Source organism: Maribacter sp. C-4077 (assembly GCF_055378385.1).
Window position 1 is genome coordinate 87,964 of record NZ_AP038807.1, and the last position, 24,493, is coordinate 112,456.

Genomic DNA, 24,493 nt, shown 5'->3' on the forward strand with positions numbered 1-24,493 from the left:
AATACTTTGATACACCCCAAATATAAAACATCGGTCTAAATTATAGACCGATGTTCGTTACTATTTTTTACTTAAAAAGTTATTCTTTGACAGTGGGATATTCCACGCCTAATTGTTCCAAATAACTGTCGTATTTGGTTTCGTCATAGTAATATTTTTGAAGCTCCTCCCTAAACTGGCCCTGCTTATCCGTATTCAAATAAATCGGTGGCATATCGGTTTCGGCGATCATTGGTTTATAGGTAGTTTCCTTTTGTTGTACGTTTTTAAAATAGTCCCAGGCCCCTTCTAGAAGTTCCGGCTTCGTTAAAAAATCCAGAATGGTCATGGCTTCCGCCTTGGCCCCGGCAACTACGCCTTTATGGGCAATGGGCGTGGCCATGGCGATTGCATTACTCCAATGGTGTCCCTGCAAGCCGGGAATATTGGACGGAAACCGCATGGTCACGGTGGGTACTTTCCATGAAATATCGCCAATATCGTCAGAACCGCCACTTACCGGCTCTTCCACCGGAAGTCCAAGGGGATCCAATTCCATTGGCAAACCTTCAATTTTTTCGGAACCGACCTCTGTCTGTACGGCCTTGGCCAAGGTTTGGTCGGCCTCTGACCATTGCGGAAGTCCCACCTGCTTGATATTGTCATACATGGTTTCCGCAATGACCTTGTTATAATGTCTTGGCCACGCAGTTCCAAGTACTTTGGAGCTCATGGTGGTACCTGTCATCAAGGCAGCTCCCTTGGCCATATCATTGGCAAGGGCATACATTTCCATAATTCCTTCATACTTTATGTCCCTAAAATAAAACCAGATAGCGGCCTTGGATGGCACTACATTGGGCTGATCTCCGGCATCGGTAAAAATGGAGTGTGATCTTTTTAAGGGATGTAAATGCTCCCTTTTGTAGTTCCAGGCTATGTTCATCAGTTCGGCAGCATCCAAAGCACTTCTTCCGCGCCAGGGCGAACCGGCGGAATGTGCCGCCTCTCCTTCAAAGGAATACTCCACGGATATCAATCCGGTACCCCTGGTGGGTCCGTAGGAGACTCCTAAATTGTTCCCCACATGGGTAAAAATACACATATCGATATCATCGAAAAGACCATCGCGCACATACCAAGCTTTGGCGGCTACCAGTTCCTCGGCGATACCCGGCCAAAGTATCAAGGTTCCCCCAATGTTCTCCTTTTCCATAATTTCCTTTACGGCGAGGGCCGACATGATATTCAGGGGAATACCGGCATTGTGTCCTTCACCATGCCCGGGGGCGCCATCCACAATAGGTTTGTGATACGCAACCCCAGGATACTGCGACGCCTTGGGAATACAATCCACATCACTTCCCAAAGCGATAACAGGGCCTTCCCCGTTGCTCCATTTCGCGAACCAGGAGGTTGGAATCCCCGAGAGCGAATTTTCGATTTCAAAACCATTTTCCTTCAAAATCCCCGTAAGGTATTTGGAGGATTCCACTTCCTGAAAGCCAAGCTCGGCAAAACTAAAGATCTTGTCCACCATCACCTGGGCCATCTTTTTATCGCTTTCGATCAAGGCATTGGCTTCCGTTTTAAATTTCTCGATCTGTTTCTTGGAATACTTTTTTTGGGCGAAGGTCAGCATGGCACAGGAAAGGCACATGATGAACGTGCATAGTCTTTTAGTCATTTTGGTCGATTATTGAATTAGTTTGTAAAAGGTACTAAAATATTGGATTGCAGGTATTCCCAAATTAAATAATTACCATATTTCAATTTAGGGGCTTCCTAATTTTAATTTTAAAGGTTTTGAACTAAAAAAAATCAAATAACTTTAATGCTAATGGAAACGATACAATGAAAAATGTTCCAATAGCCTTACTATTCATTTCGTTGAGTTCTTGCTATTTATTTCGTGGGAACGGCATCGACATAAATATTATCAATACTACTGAACAAAACATTTCCAATATCGTTGTAAAAACTTCGGAGAATAAGGATAGTCTGGTTATCGAACTATTGGGCCCAAAGGAATCCAAATCCGGATTTCTAAAAATGGTGAATGCCAAGACCGATGGAAGCTATGTAGTGTTATATAACAAAGCGGATGGAGAAACAATTGAAACCGTGGGAGGATATTATAGTAACGGTATTTCCTTTTTGGAATTGATGCGTATTGAAATACAACAGGATACAGCCTTGATTCACTTTACAGAAAAACCTTAGGAATGGTTTTTATATCAACAAAATTGGTTGAAAACTGTCTACCGCACACTAGGAAAAATAAGGGTTAAAATCGTAATTTTGCATTTTCCAATTTGCAAAAGAAACGTACCGATATGATTCACTTCTTTGGAAACCCGGCAGCCAAAATTTTTGCCGTCCAAACCACCCAGGAAATCACGCTGGAAAATGAACAGAAATTGACATGGTTGTTCGGCAACCAACCTAAAATACATGTGGCGTCGCTGGACGCCTTTTTTGTTGGGCCACGTGCCGCCATGATAACCCCATGGAGTACGAATGCCGTTGAAATCACCCAAAATATGGGGATTACGGGCATTCTAAGGATTGAGGAATTCAACGCCGTATCTGAGGATTTTTCCGATTTTGACCCCATGCTTTCACAAAAGTATAAGGGCATCGGTCAGACTATCTATGATATCAACATACTTCCGGAACCCATTTTGGAAATAGCCGATATTGCCGGTTATAACCAAAAGGAAGGTTTGGCCTTGAGCGATGAGGAAGTCGCCTATTTGGAAGGTCTTTCCAAGAAAATGGGAAGGAAATTGACGGATTCAGAGGTATTCGGTTTCAGTCAGGTAAACTCGGAACATTGTCGGCATAAAATTTTCAATGGCACATTTATAATCGATGGCAAGGAAATGCCATCGAGTCTTTTCAAGCTCATAAAAAAGACGAGTCAGGAAAACCCCAACGATATCGTATCGGCCTACAAGGACAACGTGGCCTTTTTAAAAGGGCCCAAAGCCATACAATTCGCCCCAAAATCGGCCGACAAACCCGACTTTTACGAAGAGAAGGAGTTTGATTCCGTGTTGTCATTAAAAGCCGAAACCCACAATTTCCCTACCACGGTTGAGCCCTTCAACGGGGCCGCAACAGGTTCCGGCGGGGAAATTAGGGACCGCTTGGCAGGTGGCAAGGGATCATTGCCCTTGGCAGGTACGGCGGTGTACATGACTTCATTTTCAAGGCTTGAAAAAGATAGGGAATGGGAACAGGCCATGCCAGAACGAAAATGGCTCTACCAGACCCCTATGGATATCTTGATTAAAGCCTCCAATGGGGCATCGGACTTTGGGAACAAGTTCGGGCAGCCGTTAATTGCAGGTTCCGTCCTTACATTCGAGCACGATGAAAAAGACTCGGTTCTTGGAGCGGAAGCCAGAAGATTGGGCTATGACAAGGTAATCATGCAAGCGGGTGGAATCGGTTATGGAAAAGCGGAACAGGCTTTGAAGGACACTCCGAAAAAAGGGGATAAAATTGTCATTCTTGGTGGCGACAATTACAGGATAGGCATGGGCGGTGCCGCTGTTTCCAGCGCGGATACGGGTGAATTTAGTTCCGCCATCGAATTGAATGCCGTACAACGTTCCAATCCAGAAATGCAAAAACGTGCCGCCAACGCAATCAGAGGTATGGTCGAAAGTGAAAACAATAGTATTGTTTCCATTCACGATCACGGCGCCGGAGGCCATTTGAATTGCCTATCGGAATTGGTGGAAGAAACCGGGGGCAAGATAGATTTGGACAAATTGCCCGTGGGCGACCCTACACTCTCTGCCAAGGAACTCATTGGAAACGAATCCCAGGAACGCATGGGACTCGTCATCGGACAAGAAAATGCGGCACTTTTAAAAAGGATTGCCGATCGTGAACGTTCGCCTATGTACGAGGTGGGCGATGTAACCGGGGACGACCGATTTACCTTTGAATCCAAAACGACGGGTGCAAAACCTATGGACGTGCAATTGGGGGATATTTTTGGAAGTTCCCCAAAAACGACAATGAGCGATGTTTCCGTCAAAAGGTCCTACAAGGAACCTGAATATGGATTGGAACACTTTCACGAATATTTGGACCAAGTCCTGCAATTGGAAGCCGTAGCCTGCAAGGATTGGTTAACAAATAAGGTGGACCGTTGCGTTGGGGGGCGTGTGGCAAAACAACAATGCGCCGGGCCCTTGCAACTTCCGTTGAACAATGTTGCGGTCATGGCCTTGGACTTTAAGGGAACCGAGGGCATAGCTACGAGTATTGGCCACTCCCCTATTTCCGGGTTGATCGACCCAGCCGCAGGTAGTAAAAACAGTATTGCCGAAGCTTTGACCAACATCATTTGGGCCCCGTTGAAAGACGGATTGAAGTCGGTTTCCCTATCCGCCAACTGGATGTGGCCCTGTAAAAACGAAGGCGAGGATGCACGGTTGTATCAGGCTGTCCAAGCGGTCTCGGATTTTTCCATCGCCCTTGGCATCAACGTTCCAACGGGAAAAGATTCCCTTTCCATGAAGCAGAAGTACCCGGATGGGGATGTAATCGCACCGGGCACCGTAGTGATATCGGCAGCGGCAAGTTGCAACGATATCAAAAAGGTAGTGGAGCCTGTATTGCAAAAAAATGGGGGTTCCATTTACTACATCAACCTTTCCAGGGACGCTTTTAAACTAGGTGGTTCTTCGTTTGCCCAAGTACGCAATTCCATTGGTTCTGAAGCTCCTACCATTCAGAACGACGATTATTTTAAATCGGTTTTCGACTTGATCCAGACCTTGATTCAAAACGAGCAAATCCTCGCAGGCCATGATGTTGCGTCTGGCGGACTTATAACTACCTTGTTGGAAATGTGTTTTGCCGATACCCATTTGGGAGCTGAATTGGACCTAACCGATTTGGGAGAATCAGATACTATTAAATTGTTATTTTCCGAGAATGCGGGTATCGTATTCCAGCTTCGGGATAACCTGGTCGAAAAATTATTGGTCGATGCCAATATCGACGTAAAGAAAATAGGAACGGTGACCGATACTCCAGAACTGACCATTAAAAATGGCGGTATGGAAATGGGATTGAACATTGCGTCGTTACGTGATACTTGGTTCAAGACTTCCTATTTATTGGACAACAAACAAACGGCCAACGGACTTGCCAAGGACCGGTATGAAAATTATAAGCACCAATCCTTAAACTATACATTTCCGAATTCAGGGCCCATCAAACTTCCTAGCCGAAACCTTGCCGAAGGACAGACCAGGCCCAAAGCGGCGATTCTTCGTGAAAAAGGAAGCAACTCCGAGCGGGAAATGGCCAATGCCATGTATCTGGCCGGATTCGATGTGAAGGACGTTCATATGACCGATTTAATTTCGGGCAGGGAAACCTTGGAGGACATCCAATTTTTAGGTGCTGTAGGAGGCTTTTCAAATTCCGACGTTCTAGGAAGTGCCAAAGGCTGGGCGGGAGCGATCAAATACAATGAAAAGGCCAATAAGGTCATCAAGGACTTTTTTGCCAGGCCCGATACCTTATCCATTGGAATCTGCAATGGATGCCAATTGTTCATGGAATTGGATTTGATAAATCCGGAGCACGATATACATGGAAAAATGACCTACAACGACTCCCACAAACATGAAAGCAACTTCACTTCGGTGAAGATACTGGAGAACAACTCGGTCATGCTCTCCACATTGGCGGGCAGTACTTTGGGCGTTTGGATTTCACATGGTGAAGGCAAGTTCAAATTACCCAAAAACGAAAGCGAGTATGGCATTGTAGCAAAATATGGGTATGAAGGCTATCCAGCAAACCCAAATGGCAGCGATTTCAATACAGCCATGCTTTGTGATAAATCGGGCAGGCACTTGGTGACCATGCCGCATATTGAGCGATCCACATTTCCCTGGAATTGGACCTATTATCCATCGGACAGAAACGATGAAGCTTCTCCATGGTTGGAGGCCTTTGTGAATGCCAGGGAGTGGGTTATATCAAACAAATAAAGGAATTATTTATAACGGTTAATTTGATGCTATTAAGACCTGTCAGGTTTTAAAAACCAGACAGGTCTTGTCCCCAAAAACAGCTACTAAACATTGGTATTGCCATATAAGGGAACGGCCACGGGAATACGTTAAGAAAAACAACCAATTGCATTTCATTTTCATTTACCATATTCATAATTATTAACAGGTAATTTTAATAGTACCTATTTAGAATCCCAAGTTCTTTCATTATTTTGCAAAAAAGTTTTACAAACCGACTATGCAAAAAGTTACCCGCCTCTTCGATTTTCCTTATTATCAATTGGAAAACCACCCATTGCAGAAAGCACTGGTCACCAAATACGATGCAAAATGGATTTCCACATCCACCCAAGAATATATTGATAAAGCAAATGCGATTAGCCGTGGACTATTGCGACTTGGGGTAAAACCCAACGATAAAATCGCCATCATCTCCATGACCAACCGTACGGAATGGAACATTATGGATATTGGGGTTTTACAGTTGGGTGCACAAACGGTACCCATTTACCCTACCATTTCGGAAGAGGATTATGAATACGTTTTAAACCACTCAGAGGCTACGTATTGCTTTGTTTCCTGTGCCGAAGTGCTTGCGAAAGTCAATGCCATCAAATCGCAATTAAAACATGTTAAGGGAGTTTACAGTTTTGAAACCTTGAACGATTGTGATAATTGGCAGGCCGTACTTGACTTGGGCAAGGACGATTCCAATCAGGCCGAAGTGGATAAACTAAAAGAACAGGTCAAGGCAAATGATCTGGCCACGTTGATTTATACCTCTGGTACCACCGGAAGGCCCAAGGGGGTTATGCTTTCCCATAATAACATTGTATCCAATGTCATTGCAAGCGAACAACGGGTACCTTTTAACGCCGGTGCGAGTGCCCTGAGCTTTTTACCGGTGTGCCACATTTTTGAACGAATGATTTTATATCTGTATCAATACTGCAGTATTGAAATCCACTTTGCGGAAGGCCTGGACAAAATCAGTGATAACATCAAGGAGGTAAAACCCAATGTAATGACGGTCGTACCCCGACTTTTGGAGAAGGTTTATGACGCCATCATCGCCAAAGGAAGTGCTCTGACGGGTATCAAGAAAAAGCTCTTTTTCTGGGCAGTATCCGTAGGACTTAAATTTGAACCTTATGGTGCCAATGGATGGTGGTACGAGCAGCAATTGAAACTGGCCCGTAAATTAATTTTTAGCAAATGGCAAGAAGGTCTTGGGGGCAACCTAACAACGATGGTTTCAGGAAGTGCCGCCCTTCAACCAAGGTTGAGCCGAGTGTTTGGAGCGGCAGGAATTCCTGTAATGGAAGGCTACGGACTTACGGAAACCTCGCCGGTAATTTCGGTCAACCAGGAAAAAGGAGGTGGATGGAAAATTGGTTCCGTAGGTAAAATCATCGATAAGGTAGAAGTGAAAATCGCGGACGACGGCGAAATCCTTTGCAAAGGTCCCAATGTAATGTTGGGCTATTATAAGGAACCTGAAAAAACCGCTGAAGTATTGAAAGATGGCTACTTCCATACTGGTGACATTGGTGAAATAGATGCCGACGGATTTCTACGGATTACGGACCGAAAAAAGGAAATGTTCAAAACCTCTGGGGGCAAGTATGTAGCACCACAATTATTGGAAAACCGATTCAAACAATCCCGCTTCATTGAACAGATCATGGTCGTAGGCGAAGGTGAGAAAATGCCCGCCGCCTTGATACAACCAGATTTCGCTTTCCTGCATGATTGGGCGACCAAAAAAGGGCTAACAATCCCAGAGAATTCTGATATTATACTAAATCCCGTGGTGTTGGAACAATACCAGACCGAGGTCGATTTGGCAAACGAGCAATTCGCGAAATGGGAAAAAGTGAAGCAGTTTAGGCTCACGCCAGATGTTTGGAGCATTGAAGGTGGTCACCTAACCCCTACCATGAAACTACGGAGGAAAATCGTTAAGGAAAAGTACATAGACCTGTACAACGATATCTATGGGCATGGATAAATCTAAATGAAATCCGTCCCAGTCTAAAATCGTGGCCAGAAAGTAATTCTGCTTCGCAAATCAAATAGGGAATTTCAAAATTTCATAAATTTATTATGCATGCATAATAAATTTTTATATATTTGGTAACCAACTAAAAAACCTTATGAAGGAAGTTACCATTGACTACGCCCTACGTGCTACATGGCAGGCAGTAGCAAGAATGTACAATGAGGAAGCAAAGAACTTTGAGACTACAATGGCTATCGGTTTTACTTTATTGAGCATTGACCCTAAGACGGGCACGCCTTCCACTTCATTGGGGCCAAAAATGGGAATGGAGGCGACCAGCTTGTCCAGAATCTTAAAAAGTATGGAAGAAAAGGGACTGATCGAAAGAAAACCGAATCCAGCGGATGGCCGTGGAGTTTTGATTCATCTTACAGATTTTGGACTGGAAAAACGAAAGGATTCCAAGGATGTGGTACTTCAGTTTAATGAAGTGGTAAAAAACCATGTATCCGAAGAAAAATTAAAAAACTTCTTTGAAGTGACGGAGGTCATTAACAAACTTATTGTTGATAAAAAGATTTACACAAAAAACGCAACAACTAAATAATACAGCTTTATTCAAATGAACAAGCATATTAAAAAAGTAGCAGTAATTGGCTCTGGTATCATGGGTAGTGGCATCGCTTGCCATTTTGCGAATATTGGAGTAGAAGTTCTCCTGCTTGATATCGTACCAAGGGAACTTAATGACGAAGAAAAGGCAAGAGGTCTTACCTTGGAGGACAAAGCGGTTAGAAACCGCTTGGTGAACGATTCCCTGGCATCGGCATTAAAATCGAAACCTTCTCCTATCTACCACCAAAAGTTCGCCGATAGAATTACCACCGGAAATTTGGAGGACGATATTTCCAAGGTCAGTAAAGTCGATTGGATCATTGAGGTGGTCGTAGAACGGTTGGACATCAAAAAACAGGTTTTTGAAAATCTGGAAAAACACAGAACACCCGGAACCCTTATTACCTCCAATACTTCTGGGATTCCCATAAAATTTATGAGCGAAGGAAGAAGTGAGGATTTCCAAAAGCACTTTTGTGGTACCCACTTTTTCAATCCAGCTCGATATTTAAAACTATTCGAAATTATCCCGGGCCCAATGACGCTTCCAGAAGTATTGGAATTTCTAAATGGTTATGGGGAAAAGTTCTTGGGTAAAACATCCGTAGTTGCAAAGGACACACCTGCTTTTATAGGTAACAGGGTCGGCATTTTCAGTATTCAAAGTTTGTTCCATACGGTCAAGGAATTGAACATGACCGTGGAGGAAGTAGATAAATTGACGGGGCCTGTTATTGGCCGACCAAAATCCGCCACTTTTAGAACCGTGGATGTGGTTGGCTTGGACACGTTGGTACATGTTGCAAACGGAATTTCTGAAAATTGCAAGGACGACGAGCGACACGAACTTTTTGCCCTGCCGGATTTCATCAAGACCATGATGGAAAATAAGTGGTTGGGCAGCAAAACGGGCCAAGGTTTTTATAAAAAAATACAGGACGATAAAGGCAAGAGCGAAATTTTGACCTTGGATTTGGACACGATGGAATATCGGTCCAAGAAAAGTGCCAAATTCGGAACTTTAGAATTGACAAAGACCATTGACAAGGTGGTGGATAGGTTCCCCGTTTTGGTCGATGGAAAAGATAAGGCAGGAGAATTTTACCGAAAGAGTTTCGGTCAGTTGTTCGCCTATGTTTCGCATCGGATTCCAGAGATATCGGATGAATTATATAAAATAGACGATGCCATGAAAGCCGGATTCGGTTGGGAACACGGACCTTTCCAGATTTGGGATGCCGTAGGTTTGGAAAAAGGGTTGGAATTTATTAAAGCGGAAGACCAAACAGCCGCATCTTGGGTTGCCGACATGAAAGAGGCGGGTATTTCTTCCTTTTACAGTGTGAAAGACGGCAACACCTATTTTTATGATATCCCTAAAAAGGAAATGGTTAAGGTTCCGGGTCAGGATGCCTTTATCATTTTGGACAATATTCGTAAAACCAAAGAGGTCTTTAAAAATAGCGGGGTTGTCGTTGAGGATTTGGGAGACGGGATCCTTAATTGCGAGTTCCAGTCCAAAATGAACACGATTGGCGGCGATGTTTTGGCAGGATTGAACAAGGCCATAGACCTGGCCGAAAAGGATTTCCAAGGATTGGTCGTAGGAAACCAAGCCGCGAACTTCTCCGTGGGGGCGAATATCGGAATGATTTTTATGATGGCGGTCGAGCAGGAATATGACGAGCTCAACATGGCCATTAAAATGTTCCAGGACACGATGATGCGTATGCGCTATTCGGCCATACCCACCATTTCGGCACCACATGGGATGACCTTAGGCGGTGGTTGTGAATTATCGCTACACGCGGATAAGGTGGTAGCAGCTGCGGAGACCTATATCGGTCTTGTGGAGTTCGGTGTCGGTGTTATTCCAGGCGGTGGCGGTTCCAAGGAATTTGCCATGAGGGCATCGGATTCCTTTAAAAAGGGAGATGTGGAATTGAACGTCCTGCAGGAATATTTCCTGACCATTGGAATGGCCAAGGTATCGACCTCTGCCTATGAAGCCTACGATTTGGGCATCCTACAGCATGGAAAGGATATCGTGGTGGTGAACAAAGACCGACAAATTGCGACGGCCAAGGAATATGCCAAGTTAATGGCAGAATCCGGATACACCCAACCGCCAAAGAGAAAAGACGTAAAAGTATTGGGCAAACAAGCTTTGGGCATGTTCCTAGTGGGAACGGATTCTATGGAGGCTAGCCACTACATCAGCGAACACGATAAGAAAATCGCCAACAAGCTGGCCTATGTTATGGCGGGTGGCGATTTATCAGAACCAACCATGGTATCGGAACAATACTTATTGGATTTGGAACGTGAAGCCTTCCTTTCCCTTTGTACAGAAAGAAAAACCTTGGAACGTATTCAACACATGTTAAAAACGGGTAAACCGTTAAGAAATTAAAATCCCCTCTAAATCTCCCCAAAGGGGAGACTTATGAAAGCGGACTAACTATGAAAATTAATAACTACTAAATAATGCCCCATTTTACTCCCTCTCCTTTGGAGAGGGCTGGGGAGAGGCTTATGAAAACAGCATATATAGTAAAAGGATACAGAACTGCCGTGGGAAAGGCGCCCAAAGGTGTATTCCGATTCAAAAGAACGGACGAACTGGCCGCGGAAACCATCGAACATATGATGAAGGAATTGCCGGGACTTGACAAAAAAAGAATCGATGATGTCATTGTTGGCAATGCAATGCCCGAAGGTTCCCAAGGTCTTAATATGGCTAGGTTGATTTCCTTGATGGGCCTGAACATTGTGGATGTACCAGGGGTTACGGTAAACCGTTTTTGTTCCTCGGGTATTGAAACCATCGGGATCGCCACGGCCAAAATCCAATCGGGAATGGCAGATTGTATCATTGCCGGGGGAGCCGAAAGTATGAGCGCGGTTCCCATGACGGGTTATAAAACCGAACTCAACTACGATTTGGTAAAATCCGGACATGAGGATTACTACTGGGGGATGGGAAATACCGCCGAAGCTGTTGCCAAGGAATTCAATGTTTCCAGGGAAGACCAGGACGAGTTTGCCTATTATTCCCACATGAAGGCATTAAAGGCACAAGCGGAAGACCGATTCCAAGACCAAATCGTTCCCATTGAAGTCGAGCAAACCTATGTGGATGAAAATGGAAAAAAAGCCACTAAAAAATATACGGTAACCAAGGATGAAGGTCCCCGTAAAGGTACATCCCTGGAGGCCTTGGCAAAATTGCGTCCCGTGTTTGCAGCCGATGGCAGTGTTACAGCTGGAAACTCCTCACAAATGAGTGACGGTGCGGCATTCGTAATGGTCATGAGTGAGGAAATGGTCAAGGAGCTCAACCTTGAACCGATAGCCCGTTTGGTCAATTATGCGGCCGCTGGCGTACCTCCCAGGATTATGGGAATTGGACCTGTAGCCGCCGTACCCAAAGCCTTGAAACAGGCCGGTTTAAAACAGGAGGATGTAGAATTAATTGAATTGAACGAGGCCTTTGCCTCCCAATCGTTGGCTGTCATCCGTGAATTAAAATTGAACCCGGATATTGTTAACGTCAATGGCGGTGCAATAGCCTTGGGTCATCCCTTGGGATGCACTGGGGCAAAACTATCGGTTCAGCTTTTTGATGAAATGCGCAAAAGGAACATGCAAGGGAAATATGGAATGGTCACCATGTGCGTAGGTACCGGGCAAGGTGCCGCAGGCATTTATGAGTTTCTTTCTTAAGAAAAGAGATAAAAGAATAAAGAAAAAAGACCGAAGTTGGGAACTAGACATAATTATAATAATTTGAAGATTTGGCAATTAGGTCTTGAAATTGTTAATGACATATCGGACATTTTGGTGGATTTCCCCAAACACGAAAGGTATGGCTTGAGTTCTCAAATTAGTAGGTGTTCGGTATCAATGCCCAGTAATATTGCCGAGGGATCAGCTAAAACCTATAAAGGTTTCAAAAACTTTATAGACTATTCTTTAGGCTCTTCATTTGAGCTTGGTACACAGCTTTTGGTAGCACATCACAGAAAGTATATTGACAATGGAACATTGAAAAAATTGGAAGATAAAATAGCGGAGTGGCAAAGCATGACCATGGGTTTTCAAAACGGATTGGATTAAGAAGTCCATTTTCTCTATTCTATCCTCTCTATTCTAAACATTAAAAATCATGAGCACAGAAACAAAACAGGAAATCCTTCGAGGAGGTCAATTTTTAGTAAAAGAGACTAATTGTGAAGACATTTTTACCTTAGAGGACCTCAACGAAGAGCAAAAAATGATGCGGGAGAGCACCAAGGAATTCGTGGACCGAAAACTTTGGGCCCATTGGGAACGATTTGAAAAGAAAGATTACGCCTATACGGAAGAGTGTATGCGCGAGGCGGGTGAATTGGGTCTTTTAAGCATCGCAGTTCCAGAAAAATATGATGGGATGGGAATGGGCTTCGTATCCACCATGCTGGTCTGTGATTATATTTCGGGGGCTACGGGTTCCTTCAGCACGGCGTTTGGTGCCCACACAGGAATCGGTACCATGCCGATTACCTTGTATGGAACGGAGGAACAAAAACAAAAATATGTGCCCAAATTGGCTACCGGTGAGTGGTTTGGGGCATATTGCTTGACCGAACCGGGTGCCGGATCGGATGCCAACTCGGGTAAAACCAAGGCCGTACTTTCAGAAGATGGCAAGTATTACAGCATTACGGGTCAGAAGATGTGGATTTCCAATGCCGGTTTCTGCAACCTGTTCATTGTCTTTGCAAGAATCGAGGACGATAAAAACATCACAGGTTTTATAGTCGAGAACGACCCGAGCAACGGGATTACCTTAGGGGACGAAGAGAAGAAATTGGGCATCCACTCCTCCTCTACCCGGCAGGTATTTTTCAATGAGACAAAGGTACCCGTTGAAAACATGCTATCGGAGCGCGGAAACGGCTTTAAAATTGCCATGAACGCCCTGAACGTAGGTAGAATAAAATTGGCTGCAGCCTGTTTGGAAGCGCAAAGAAGGGTGATAAACGAGGCCACAAAATACGCCAATGAACGCATTCAGTTCAAAGTGCCGATCATGAGTTTCGGTGCCATCAAGGCGAAAATTGCGGATATGGCCACCAACGCATACGTGGATGAAGCGGCCTGCTACCGTGCCGCCAAGAATATCGAGGACCGAATCGCGATACGGGAGGCCGACGGTAATTCCCATCAGGAGGCCGAGTTGAAGGGTGTGGAAGAGTATGCCATTGAGTGCTCCATTCTGAAAGTGGCGGTTTCGGAACATGTACAGCAAACCACGGATGAAGGAATACAGATTTTTGGCGGTATGGGCTTTAGTGCCGATACCCCAATGGAATCGGCATGGCGGGACGCACGGATAGCCCGAATTTACGAGGGAACCAACGAAATCAACCGGATGCTTTCTGTTGGAATGCTGATTAAAAAAGCCATGAAAGGCCATGTAGATCTTTTAGGACCCGCAACCGCTGTTGGTGAGGAACTGATGGGCATACCTTCTTTTGAAACGCCAGATTTCTCGGAATTGTTCGCCGAGGAAAAGGACCTATTGAAACGGTTGAAAAAAGTGTTCTTGATGGTTGCAGGTAGTGCCGTACAGAAATTTGGACCTCAATTGGAAGAACATCAGCAATTGTTAATGGCTGCATCGGATATACTGATTCAGGTATATCTTGCGGAATCGGCATTATTACGTACCGAGAAAAATGCCAAGCGTTTTGGTGAAGATGCACAGGCCATACAAATTGCCATGTCCAAGCTCTATTTATATCGAGCGACGGAAATCATCATTCAGAAAGGGAAGGAAGCCATCGTTTCCTTCGCCGAAGGCGATGAGCAACGCATGATGCTTATGGGACTCAAACGCTTTACAAAATATACCAATAACCCAAATGTGGTGGCATTACGTACCCAAATTGCGGATAAAGTCGCGGCAGACCAGGGTTACACCTTTGACTAATTCAGATTGCCCTTTTGTTTTGTTAGACAGAAGCAAAAACCGCCCCTATTTGGAGCGGTTTTTTTATTTGTACAAATTGTGCGAAGCATCTAATTTTGATGCATGCAGAACACTCTATTACACAAGGTCTATTCCACCGAGCTCTTTGAGGAAAACGGCCATAGGGCCATAGAAATGTTGACACAACATTTGGCCGATAAACTTCAGGAGAAAACGGGCAAGGCCATCCATTGGAACGACCCGGAAACCGAATTGGAATTTTGGAAGGATTTTTTGGAACATGGCAAACCTGAGGAGTTGTTCAAATCGATTACGGAACGTACCACCTACGTACATCACCCGCATTACATTGGGCATCAGGTGAGTCCGGCGGCACCTATAACGGCACTTACCGGCATGATCAGTTCCTTATTGAACAATGGGATGGCGGTCTACGAAATGGGTATGTCGCCGAGCGCCATTGAGCGCGTAGTAACCAATGTCCTATGCGAGAAAATTGGATGGAAAGCGGATGCCCGGGGATTTCTGACCTCCGGCGGGACCTTAGCGAATCTCACGGCGCTTTTAACGGCGCGAAAAGCTATATTAAAAGAAGATGTTTGGAATGCAGGAACGAGCAGTGCCCTAGGTATTATGGTGAGCGAGGAAGCCCATTACTGTGTAGACCGGGCAGCCAGAATTATGGGACTTGGAGAGAAAGGAATCATTAAAATACCTTGTACGGAATCCTACCAGATGGACACATCTGTCTTGGAAGAAAAATATCAAGAAGCGAAAGCAAAGGGCATTACCATCTTTGCCATTGTGGGAAGTGCTCCTTCCACGGCAACGGGTATGTTCGATAATCTGGAAGCCATAGGTAATTTTGCGGAACAAAAGGGACTATGGTTCCATGTGGACGGTGCCCATGGCGGTGCGGGTGTATTTTCCAAAAAATACAAACACATGTTAAAAGGTATAGAAAAAGCCGATTCCGTTGTCATTGACGGACATAAAATGATGATGCTGCCAACGATTACTACGGCCCTGGTTCTAAAAAACGGAATGTATGCCAATGCGACATTCAGCCAAAAAGCAGACTATCTTCTAACGGATTCGGACCATGAGGATTGGTACAATTCGGGCAAAAGAACCTTTGAGTGTACCAAGACCATGATGAGCATCCATTGGTATACGATGCTCAAATTCTATGGTGAGGAAGTCTTTGAAGCCTATGTGACCCAATTGTATGACATGGGTGCAGCCTTCGGGGAAATGATTGAAAAACATCCCAATTTTGCATTGGCAGTTACGCCAATGTCCAATATTGTTTGCTTTCGATATACCCATGCAAACCTATCCCAGAATCAGTTAAACAAATTAAATGCCAAGGTACGTCAGCAACTTTTGGAAGACGGCGAGTTCTATATCGTTCAAACGAAGTTACGGGGCTGGCACTATTTAAGGGTCACCGTTATGAATCCCTTTACAACCAAGGTTCATTTTCAAAACCTTTTGGACAAAATCGTTCTGTTGGCCCAAAATTTAGTTTCCTCTGAAACTACAATTTGTTAATGGACGCCAATACCTGCTCCTCGCTTTCCTGTCTGGAAAAGTTGATGGCACACTCTATCAATGCCAAATGCGAATAGGCCTGCGGAAAGTTTCCGAGTAATCTTTTGGTCTTAAAATCAATATCTTCGCTAAAGAGACCTAAATGATTGCTATAGGATAACAGCGTATCGAAATGTTTCATAGCCTTTTCCTTTTCCCCAATCTTGAACAGGCTGTTAATGAACCAAAAAGTACAAATGGTAAAGGAAGAGGAAGGCAAGCCAAAATCATCCTCGTTTTTATATCGGTATAAAAGACCATCGTTGCTCAATTCCCGTTCTATGGCATGAACGGTACTTACGAATTTAGGGTCTTTGGCATGGATAAACCCATAGGATTCCATAAGCAAGACCGATGCATCCATATCGGGAGAGCCATAGGATTGGGTAAAGGCATTCACCTCTGGATTCCATGCGTTGGCATGAATATCGTTTTTGATTTCCTGCTCCAATTGGGTCCACTTTTCTAATTTGTGGGTTTTTCGGAACAATCGGGCCACTTTAATGGCTCTATCAATGGCAACCCAGCACAAAACCTTTGAGAAGGTAAAGTGTCTATCTTCGGTCCTAAATTCCCATATACCCTTATCCGCCTCCTTCCAGTGGTGCGATACAATCCAAACGATGCCCTTTGTTATTCCCCATAAATCCTCTCCATTTTCAGTGTCATTACTGTATTTGGACAATTGTTCGTAGATGACATCCATTAGAATTCCATAGATATCATTTTGTCGTTGCTTGTAGGCCGCATTCCCAATTCGTACAGGTTTTGAGCCTTTGTAGCCGCTCAAATGGTCCAAGGTACGTTCCGTCAATTTTTTCTCCTTATTGATACCGTACATGATTTGGAGTTTCTCGTCCTTATCCGGAATAAGGTCCACGATGAACTGTAAATACCGTTTGGCAACGTTTCTATGGCCCAATTCGCCTATGACCTTGATGGCCATGGAAGCGTCCCGTATCCAGCAGAAGCGATAATCCCAATTTCGGACTTCCCCAATGGTTTCGGGCAAAGAGGTAGTCGCGGCGGCCAATACGGCGCCGGACTTGTCATAGGTCAACAATTTAAGTGTAATAGCACTCCTGCTTATTTGTGAATTATACTTTTTATAGTTTGGAGTCTTACTGCTCCAATTGAGCCAATAAACTTTTGTTCTTTCAAGTTCAGTATACATTTTCCGTACGGAGGGCTGGAACAACTTCTCATTATAACCCAAAAGAAAATATCCATCTTCCGTAATCTCCAACTCTCTTCCTTCCACTACTGCATTTTTATTAAATGAGGTGTACAAGAAGCAAGTATCGAATTTCTCACCGTGGGTCAAGCTTACAATAAAGTTCTTCTTTACATATGTTTCAGTTTTTCCAAAGGCATATTCCAACTTTGGGTCGTATTTGACACTGAATTTTGGTTTTCCACTAATATGTTTTATGTACCTTATAACTTCCGGTGGTGAATTATAACCACCTTCGGCTTTTCTATAACGTGGCATGAAATCACGAATTTCAAATACGCCCTCCCCAGAAGTAAATTTGGTAATCAATACAGCCGTATGTTTTTTGTAACGTTGTTTAATAACATAGGAGTCATTGACCAAAACCTCAAAGCTACCCCCCTTTTCTTCGTCCAACAACTTTGCGAACAGCGATGAGGAATCAAATTCTGGAAGACAGCACCAATCTACGGAGCCTCTATTTGATACCAAGGCAGCACTTCTGCAATTCCCTATTATTCCGTAATCCAAATTATTCATTCAATAAAAATCTTGATTCATTTGGGCATACAATTGCTATTGCCCTTCTTTTTCCCGAAATTGAGGGAAAATAAATTTATTTCAAAGCAAAAATTGCGATTTATGGCCAAAACTATCATAATCTCAAATAGACTCCCCGTACAATTACAAATCAGCAATGGAACTATTTCGGCAATACCCAGTGTTGGCGGACTGGCTACAGGAATGAAATCTGTCCATTCCGGTGGCGACAGCCTTTGGATCGGTTGGAGCGGTCTCACGGACGAAGAGACGCCAGAGGAGCTAGAGTCCCAAATAGACGATGCCTTGGCGGAGCATGGCTCATCCAAGGTGAAACTTACCCAAAAAGAGGTGGACGGATTTTACTATGGTTTTAGTAACCGAACCGTTTGGCCCCTATTCCATTACTTTTTGGAGTATTCCGAGTTTGAATGGGAAAGTTGGGAAATTTACAAGAGCGTAAACCAAAAATTTGCAGATGCCATCTTGGACAAAGCCGATAATGATGACGTTATTTGGGTCCATGACTATCAATTAATGCTTGTGCCCCAAATGGTGCGTGAGAAACGGCCCAATGTCTCCATTGGTTTCTTCCTCCATATTCCCTTTCCATCTTTTGAAATATTCAGGACCTTGCCGTGGCGAAAAGAGATACTGTCCGGGCTTTTGGGCTCCGATCTCATAGGTTTTCACACTTATGATTATGAAAGGCACTTTTTAAGTTCGGTACGTCGGCTTTTGGGGCTTGAAGTGAGCTTTAATGATATTTATTTGGACGATAGGGTCATCAAGGTAGACTCCTTCCCCATGGGTATCGATTATAAGAAGTTTAATGAAGCGGCTAGGGAGCATGCACAGCGTGATGAATCCCAAAAATCCGAGCTTCAAAAAAGATTGGATACGCATAAGGAATCTACTCCCGATGCAAAATTCTTCCTTTCCATAGACCGTTTGGACTATACCAAGGGAATCGCGAAGCGGTTGAACGCCTTTGAATACTTCTTGAACAAATATCCGCAATACAAGGAGAAAGTTCGATTGATAATTTTGGCGGTACCCTCACGCTCCAATGTACCGCAATACCAACTATTGAAAAAGGAAATCGACGAATTGGTAGGTCGAATCAATGGGGAACTTTCCACCGTAAGCTGGACACCCATTTGGTATTTCTACAGATCGATGCCCTTTGATAACCTCATCGATTTGTACACAACGTGCGATATCGCCTGGCTTACCCCCATTAGAGATGGTATGAACCTTGTTGCCAAAGAATACATCGCCACAAGAACGGACAAGACCGGCGTGCTGATTTTAAGCGAAATGGCAGGTTCTGCAAATGAAATGAACGAATCCCTGTTGATTAACCCCAATAATTTTGAGCAAATTGCCGATACCTTGGATAGGGCCATCAACATGCCCAAGGAAGAGCAACAACAACGTAATTCCGTACTCCAAAAACGCTTGGAACGATATAATGTGGAGAAATGGGCGAACGATTTCATGAACTCATTGCTTAACCAAAAGGAAAAGGACCGTACGTATATTTCAAGAAGACTTTCGGTAGATCTGATGAATACGGTCATGAAGAAATATGTCTCGTCAAAAAAACGGCTCGTATTCCTAGACTATGACGGTACTTTGGCAGGCTTCCACAAAGATCCCCAAATGGCAAAGCCAGATGAGCAACTTTATAAATTGTTGGATGAAATTGCCGCCCAGGAAAATACGGACATGTATTTGATCAGCGGAAGGGACAAAGAGACTTTTACCAAGTGGTTCATGCACAAGGGATATAATATGATTGTGGAACACGGGGTGTGGATTTCCCAGAATGGGGAGGATTTTAGGATGCTTGAGAAAGTTAAAAAGGATTGGATGGAAAAAATACATCCAGTCTTGGATTCCTTTGTGGACAGAACACCCGGAAGTTTTATCGAGGAGAAAAACTACTCCCTGGCATGGCACTACAGAAACACGGATCCCGACTTCGGCCAAAAACGTGCCGTGGAACTGAATACAGTATTGACCAGTTTGATTGCCAATGATGACCTCAGCGTTTTGAATGGAAATAAGGTAATGGAAATCAAAAGCAGCAACGTGAATAAGGGAAGGGCCTCCATGCGGGTATTTTCTGAACATGATTACGATTTTGTGTTTGCTATTGGGGACGATTGGACCGATGAATTTATGTTCCAAGAATTGCCCGAAGATGCCATTACGGTTAAAGTTGGAAGACAAAAGACCCACGCCAAATACTTTGTTGACAACACAAAAAATGTTAGGGATATTTTAGGCCGATTTGCCGACATGCATTAAATTGGAACCTTATGAAATACAAATGAGTCGGTTACCAATCTTTTCGCTACTCGCTTTATTTTTTTGTTTACAATGCTATTCTCAGTCGAGCACGGAAGTATTTCTGGCCGATTTGGAATGGAATGAGGGAACCCTCAAAATTGGGGAACCCAAGAATATTTCCAACAATGAAGGCTATGACAATCAACCTTCCTTTTACGATGATAACCGAATTCTTTTTGCTTCCACCCGAAACGGACAGACAGATATAGCCCTTTACAATATTGATTCCGATTCAAAATCGTGGATCAACGACACTCCAAATGGGGGTGAATATTCCCCTTTGAGGATGCAGGGCACGGAGGATATTTCTGCAATACGATTGGACGATGATGGCCTACAAAGATTGTATAAGTATGACTTTAAGACTGGAAATCACAAAGAACTTATTGCCGATTTAAAAGTTGGGTACCATGTATGGTACAACTACCATATTATTGTATGTACGGTCTTGATTGAAAACCGTATGGATTTGGTGGTGGTAAACCTTCAGGACAATACCCGCTACACCCTACAAAAAAATGTGGGCAGGTCGCTGCACAGGATTCCCCAAACGGAGTTGATCAGTTACATTTCAAAGGAAAACGACACGACCATGGTTAAATCCATGCACCCCATTTCAGGGGCTACCTCCAATATTGTTGGCCTTTTCGGTTCAGCAGAAGACGTAGTTTGGACCCATAACGGTATGGTATTGGCAGGCTATAGGAATAGTCTGTTGGGATTTGATTATGAGGACGGGCAATCTTGGACACTTTTACATTCCTTTGACGAAAAGGAAATTCCGTCCCTATCCCGACTCGCGATAAGTCCCAATGGAAAAAGAATGGCATTCGTAACCGAAGACCCCAAATACAAAATCGTTCAAAAACAGGTGGAATCCTATAATTCGGGCGATTTGGATGCTTTTGTCAATTGTTATATGGAAAACGTATTGGTTCAAAATTTTCCGGCAGATACCCTTTATATCGGGCATCAAAAAATGCGGGAGAACTATCGGAACCTTTCCCCAGATAACAAGAAATATGATGTGGAGGTTGCAAATCGGATTACCGTGGGCAATTTTGTCATCGACCATGAAAAAGTTACGGGAGACGAAAGTATTTCTAAGCAAGTGGCGATATATGAAGTGGCCGACCGGATTTCGAGTATGTCATTTATTTTTGAAAATGGGTCGGAATCCAATCCAGAAAATATCGTCCAAAAGCAGTTGGAGGCCTATAATGAAAGGGATATCGATGCATTTATGGCAACCTATACGGACGATGTCAAACTTTATAACTTCCCTAAAAACCTAACTACGGATGGCATTTTGGAAATGCGAAAGGGCTATACCGAATTTTTTACATCCACCCCAGACCTACAATGCGAAATCAAAAACAGGATTGTCATTGGCAACAAAGTGATAGACGAGGAGCAGGTAACGGCCAATGGCAATACTTTTTACGCCGTAGCTATCTACGAAGTTGAACATGGAAAAATATCTAAAGTCACTTTCCTAAGGTAAATCAGGGGTTGAGGCAAAAACCACACATTCTTCCAACGATTATAACTGCACAGTTTGCTTGTACATCACCATGGTTTGCCGGCAATACCATAGTGGATGAATTGATCCTAAAAACGGGCTTGGGCCACGAAATTATAGGCTGGGTGATATCATCGGTCCAGTTGGGTTTTATTGCAGGAACGTTACTTTTCACCCTCCTAATGGTTGCCGATAGGTTCTCGCCTTCAAAGGTGTTTATGGTCTGTGCCTTTTTGGCCGCGCTTTGCAATCTCTACTTAATAACGGACCAAATGACCAAGTGGAGCTTGCTCCTGGCCCGTTTTGGCACAGGATTTTTCTTGGCGGGCATTTACCCGGTAGGAATGAAGATTGCAGCGGACTACTATGAAAAAGGATTGGGAATGGCATTGGGTTTTTTGGTGGGTGCCCTTGTTCTGGGTACCGGTTTTCCCTATCTGATAAACAGTACGGCATGGGGAAGTGATCCTTATAGAATTATAGTGGCGACCTCTGCCTTCACTTGTTTGGGAGGGGCATTGATGTACTTTTTGGTTCCGGATGGACCTTTTCTGAAAAAAAGCTTAAAAGTCAATCTCTATGCAGGTCCAAGGCTATTCAAAATCAATACATTCCGTAAGGCGGCATTTGGATATTTTGGGCATATGTGGGAACTATATGCCTTTTGGGCCTTCACCCCATTGGCTCTTTCATTTTACAATACGCTTCACGGAAGGGAAATTTTAGTGCCTTTATGGACAGGTATCATCATCGGCATCGGTAGTATTTCATGCGGTTTAGGAGGTATAATATCCGAAAAAATAGGAAGTAGAAAAGTAGCTATAACAGCACTCATCATATCCGGAATATGCTGTTTAATATCACCTATCCTGTTCGTGCTCCCTCCTGTTCTATTTTTAATGGTTTGGTCCTTATGGGGTTTTGCTGTGACTGCAGATTCACCCCAATTATCCAAATTAGTAGCAGCATCTGCCTCGGCCGATATAAAAGGTACGGCTCTTACCCTGGCCACTTGCATAGGTTTTGGCATTACCATCGTTAGCATTCAACTGCTTAGCTATTTACAGGACAGAATCGGCATTAACTATTTGTTTTTAGTATTGGCAATAGGTCCAGTGCTGGGAGTTTGGTATCTTTTAAAACTTAAAAACGTTTAATTTTTAATACTTTTAAGGACACTTCAAATGAAACCAAAAATGAAAAAATTGCTACTTCTAGGTCTTTTGACAATTTCGCTAACTTTAACGGCCCAGACGGACCAACGAATTTATGATATCATCGATGCCGTCTCTGCAGAACGTATAGAAAACGATGTTACCAAACTGGCCAATTTTGGCACACGGCATACCCTGAGCGATACCGTTTCCCAAACCCGCGGTATTGGGGCCGCGAGGCGGTGGATCAAATCGGAATTTGAAAAAACTTCCCAGGCCTGTAATGGCTGTTTGAATGTATTTTACCAAAAGGATTTGGTGAAAAAAGGGGCCAATCAACGTATTGTCCACGATGTGGAGATTGTTAATGTCCTGGCCATTCAAAAAGGCACCAAATATCCCAACAGATATATCATTATGAGCGGGGACATTGATTCGCGCGTAAGCGACCCAACCAATTTTACGGACGATTCCCCCGGAGCCAACGACAATGCCAGTGGTATGGCCGGAACCTTGGAAGCTGCGCGGGTGCTTTCTAAATATACCTTTGAAAACAGCATCATCTACATGGGGCTTTCCGGTGAGGAACAGGGCTTGTTCGGCGGTGGCGGTGTAGCCCAATATGCCAAGGACCAAGGCTGGGAGATTATCGGGATTTTTAATAACGATATGATCGGTAACATCAAAGGGGTCGATGGCATTGTCAGTAATACCGATTTCCGAATCTTTTCAGAACCCGTACCGCCCAATGAAACCGAGGAACAAAGACGCGCCAGAAGATTCTACGGAGGGGAGGTGGATGGTATCTCGAGACAATTGGCACGCTACGTGCATAAAACCGTAAAAACCTATATGCCAGAAATGAACCCCATGATGATCTATCGTTTGGACCGATTCGGGCGCGGTGGGCACCACAGGCCCTTTAATGACGCCGGTTTTGCAGGAATCCGTATCATGGAGGCGCATGAAAACTACACCCAACAACATCAGGATATTCGGGTAGAAGACGGCATCGCCTATGGGGATGTGCTGGAGCACGTGAACTTCGAATACGCGGCCAAGCTCACTGCGGTAAACGCAATCAATTTGGCTTCCCTGGCATGGGCACCACCGGCCCCAAAAGAAGTTAAGATCGGGGGGATTGTAGAACCCTCGGCGAAATTTCAATGGAGCAAGGTGGATGGGGCCAAAGGATATAAAATCTATTGGCGGGACACTACCTCCCCTACCTGGGATAATAGCCGATACGTAGGGGATGTCACGGAGTTCACCCTAGAAGGCATCGTCATCGATAACTATTTCTTTGGCGTATCGGCGGTTGGTGAAAACGGATTTGAAAGTCCGGTCGTGTTTCCCAATGGAATTTTTAGGTAAACGTGAGACCTGTCAGGTTTTAAAAACCTGACAGGTCTATTCAAAAGCATATTTAATTGATATGAAATGAGCTATAACAAGTCTTGATACCTATTGAGCTGGTTACTGGCGAA

General features: G+C 44.0%; 15 protein-coding genes. 13 read left to right on the forward strand and 2 right to left on the reverse strand.

Annotation, left to right across the window (positions count from 1 at the left end; genetic code table 11):
- Window positions 1-79: 79 nt before the first annotated feature.
- Window positions 80-1,666, reverse strand: coding sequence for an amidohydrolase (locus ACZ41C_RS00445; protein ID WP_464563501.1), 1,587 nt, complete (start codon window positions 1,664-1,666; stop codon window positions 80-82).
- A 167-nt stretch (window positions 1,667-1,833) separates the two neighbouring features.
- Between ACZ41C_RS00445 and ACZ41C_RS00450 the strand changes: the two genes are divergently transcribed.
- The 9 genes from ACZ41C_RS00450 to ACZ41C_RS00490 all read left to right on the forward strand — a co-directional run bounded on the left by ACZ41C_RS00450 (window position 1,834) and on the right by ACZ41C_RS00490 (window position 16,180).
- Entirely contained in the window at window positions 1,834-2,202 is a 369-nt protein-coding gene (locus ACZ41C_RS00450; protein ID WP_464563503.1) for a hypothetical protein, read from the forward strand.
- 113 nt (window positions 2,203-2,315) lie between these two features.
- Window positions 2,316-6,008: a phosphoribosylformylglycinamidine synthase gene (gene purL / locus ACZ41C_RS00455; RefSeq protein ID WP_464563505.1), complete on the forward strand. Its 3,693-nt coding sequence runs from the start codon at window positions 2,316-2,318 to the stop codon at window positions 6,006-6,008.
- A 262-nt stretch (window positions 6,009-6,270) separates the two neighbouring features.
- On the forward strand, window positions 6,271-8,043 hold the full coding sequence (locus tag ACZ41C_RS00460; protein WP_464563507.1) for an AMP-dependent synthetase/ligase: 1,773 nt from the start codon (window positions 6,271-6,273) through the stop codon (window positions 8,041-8,043).
- 145 nt (window positions 8,044-8,188) lie between these two features.
- Window positions 8,189-8,641, forward strand: coding sequence for a MarR family winged helix-turn-helix transcriptional regulator (locus ACZ41C_RS00465; protein WP_464563509.1), 453 nt, complete (start codon window positions 8,189-8,191; stop codon window positions 8,639-8,641).
- Window positions 8,642-8,656: 15 nt separating this feature from the next.
- The gene (locus ACZ41C_RS00470; protein ID WP_464563511.1) at window positions 8,657-11,062 is read left to right on the forward strand and encodes a 3-hydroxyacyl-CoA dehydrogenase/enoyl-CoA hydratase family protein; all 2,406 of its coding nucleotides are present in this window, start codon (window positions 8,657-8,659) and stop codon (window positions 11,060-11,062) included.
- A 122-nt stretch (window positions 11,063-11,184) separates the two neighbouring features.
- Complete coding sequence (locus ACZ41C_RS00475; RefSeq protein ID WP_464565682.1) at window positions 11,185-12,375, forward strand: acetyl-CoA C-acyltransferase; 1,191 nt, start codon at window positions 11,185-11,187, stop codon at window positions 12,373-12,375.
- Window positions 12,376-12,438: 63 nt separating this feature from the next.
- Window positions 12,439-12,768: a four helix bundle protein gene (locus tag ACZ41C_RS00480; RefSeq protein ID WP_464565684.1), complete on the forward strand. Its 330-nt coding sequence runs from the start codon at window positions 12,439-12,441 to the stop codon at window positions 12,766-12,768.
- Window positions 12,769-12,817: 49 nt separating this feature from the next.
- Complete coding sequence (locus ACZ41C_RS00485; protein WP_464563513.1) at window positions 12,818-14,626, forward strand: acyl-CoA dehydrogenase family protein; 1,809 nt, start codon at window positions 12,818-12,820, stop codon at window positions 14,624-14,626.
- A 102-nt stretch (window positions 14,627-14,728) separates the two neighbouring features.
- Window positions 14,729-16,180: a pyridoxal phosphate-dependent decarboxylase family protein gene (locus ACZ41C_RS00490; RefSeq protein WP_464563515.1), complete on the forward strand. Its 1,452-nt coding sequence runs from the start codon at window positions 14,729-14,731 to the stop codon at window positions 16,178-16,180.
- Here the strand turns inward: ACZ41C_RS00490 and ACZ41C_RS00495 are convergent.
- Window positions 16,167-17,972, reverse strand: coding sequence for a glycoside hydrolase family 15 protein (locus tag ACZ41C_RS00495; protein ID WP_464563517.1), 1,806 nt, complete (start codon window positions 17,970-17,972; stop codon window positions 16,167-16,169). The genes ACZ41C_RS00490 and ACZ41C_RS00495 overlap by 14 nt on opposite strands.
- Before the next feature lie 102 nt (window positions 17,973-18,074).
- Here ACZ41C_RS00495 and ACZ41C_RS00500 point away from each other — a divergent pair, with 102 nt between their 5' ends.
- Genes ACZ41C_RS00500 through ACZ41C_RS00515 form a run of 4 tightly spaced genes read left to right on the forward strand, consistent with a single transcriptional unit; the run spans window position 18,075 to window position 24,380 of the window.
- Window positions 18,075-20,288, forward strand: coding sequence for a bifunctional alpha,alpha-trehalose-phosphate synthase (UDP-forming)/trehalose-phosphatase (locus ACZ41C_RS00500; RefSeq protein WP_138258991.1), 2,214 nt, complete (start codon window positions 18,075-18,077; stop codon window positions 20,286-20,288).
- A 22-nt stretch (window positions 20,289-20,310) separates the two neighbouring features.
- Window positions 20,311-21,834 (forward strand): nuclear transport factor 2 family protein, encoded by a 1,524-nt coding sequence (locus tag ACZ41C_RS00505; RefSeq protein WP_464563519.1) that lies wholly within the window; start codon window positions 20,311-20,313, stop codon window positions 21,832-21,834.
- 8 nt (window positions 21,835-21,842) lie between these two features.
- Complete coding sequence (locus ACZ41C_RS00510) at window positions 21,843-23,009, forward strand: MFS transporter (protein ID WP_464563521.1); 1,167 nt, start codon at window positions 21,843-21,845, stop codon at window positions 23,007-23,009.
- 39 nt (window positions 23,010-23,048) lie between these two features.
- Window positions 23,049-24,380 (forward strand): M28 family peptidase, encoded by a 1,332-nt coding sequence (locus ACZ41C_RS00515; protein WP_464563523.1) that lies wholly within the window; start codon window positions 23,049-23,051, stop codon window positions 24,378-24,380.
- Window positions 24,381-24,493: the final 113 nt, after the last annotated feature.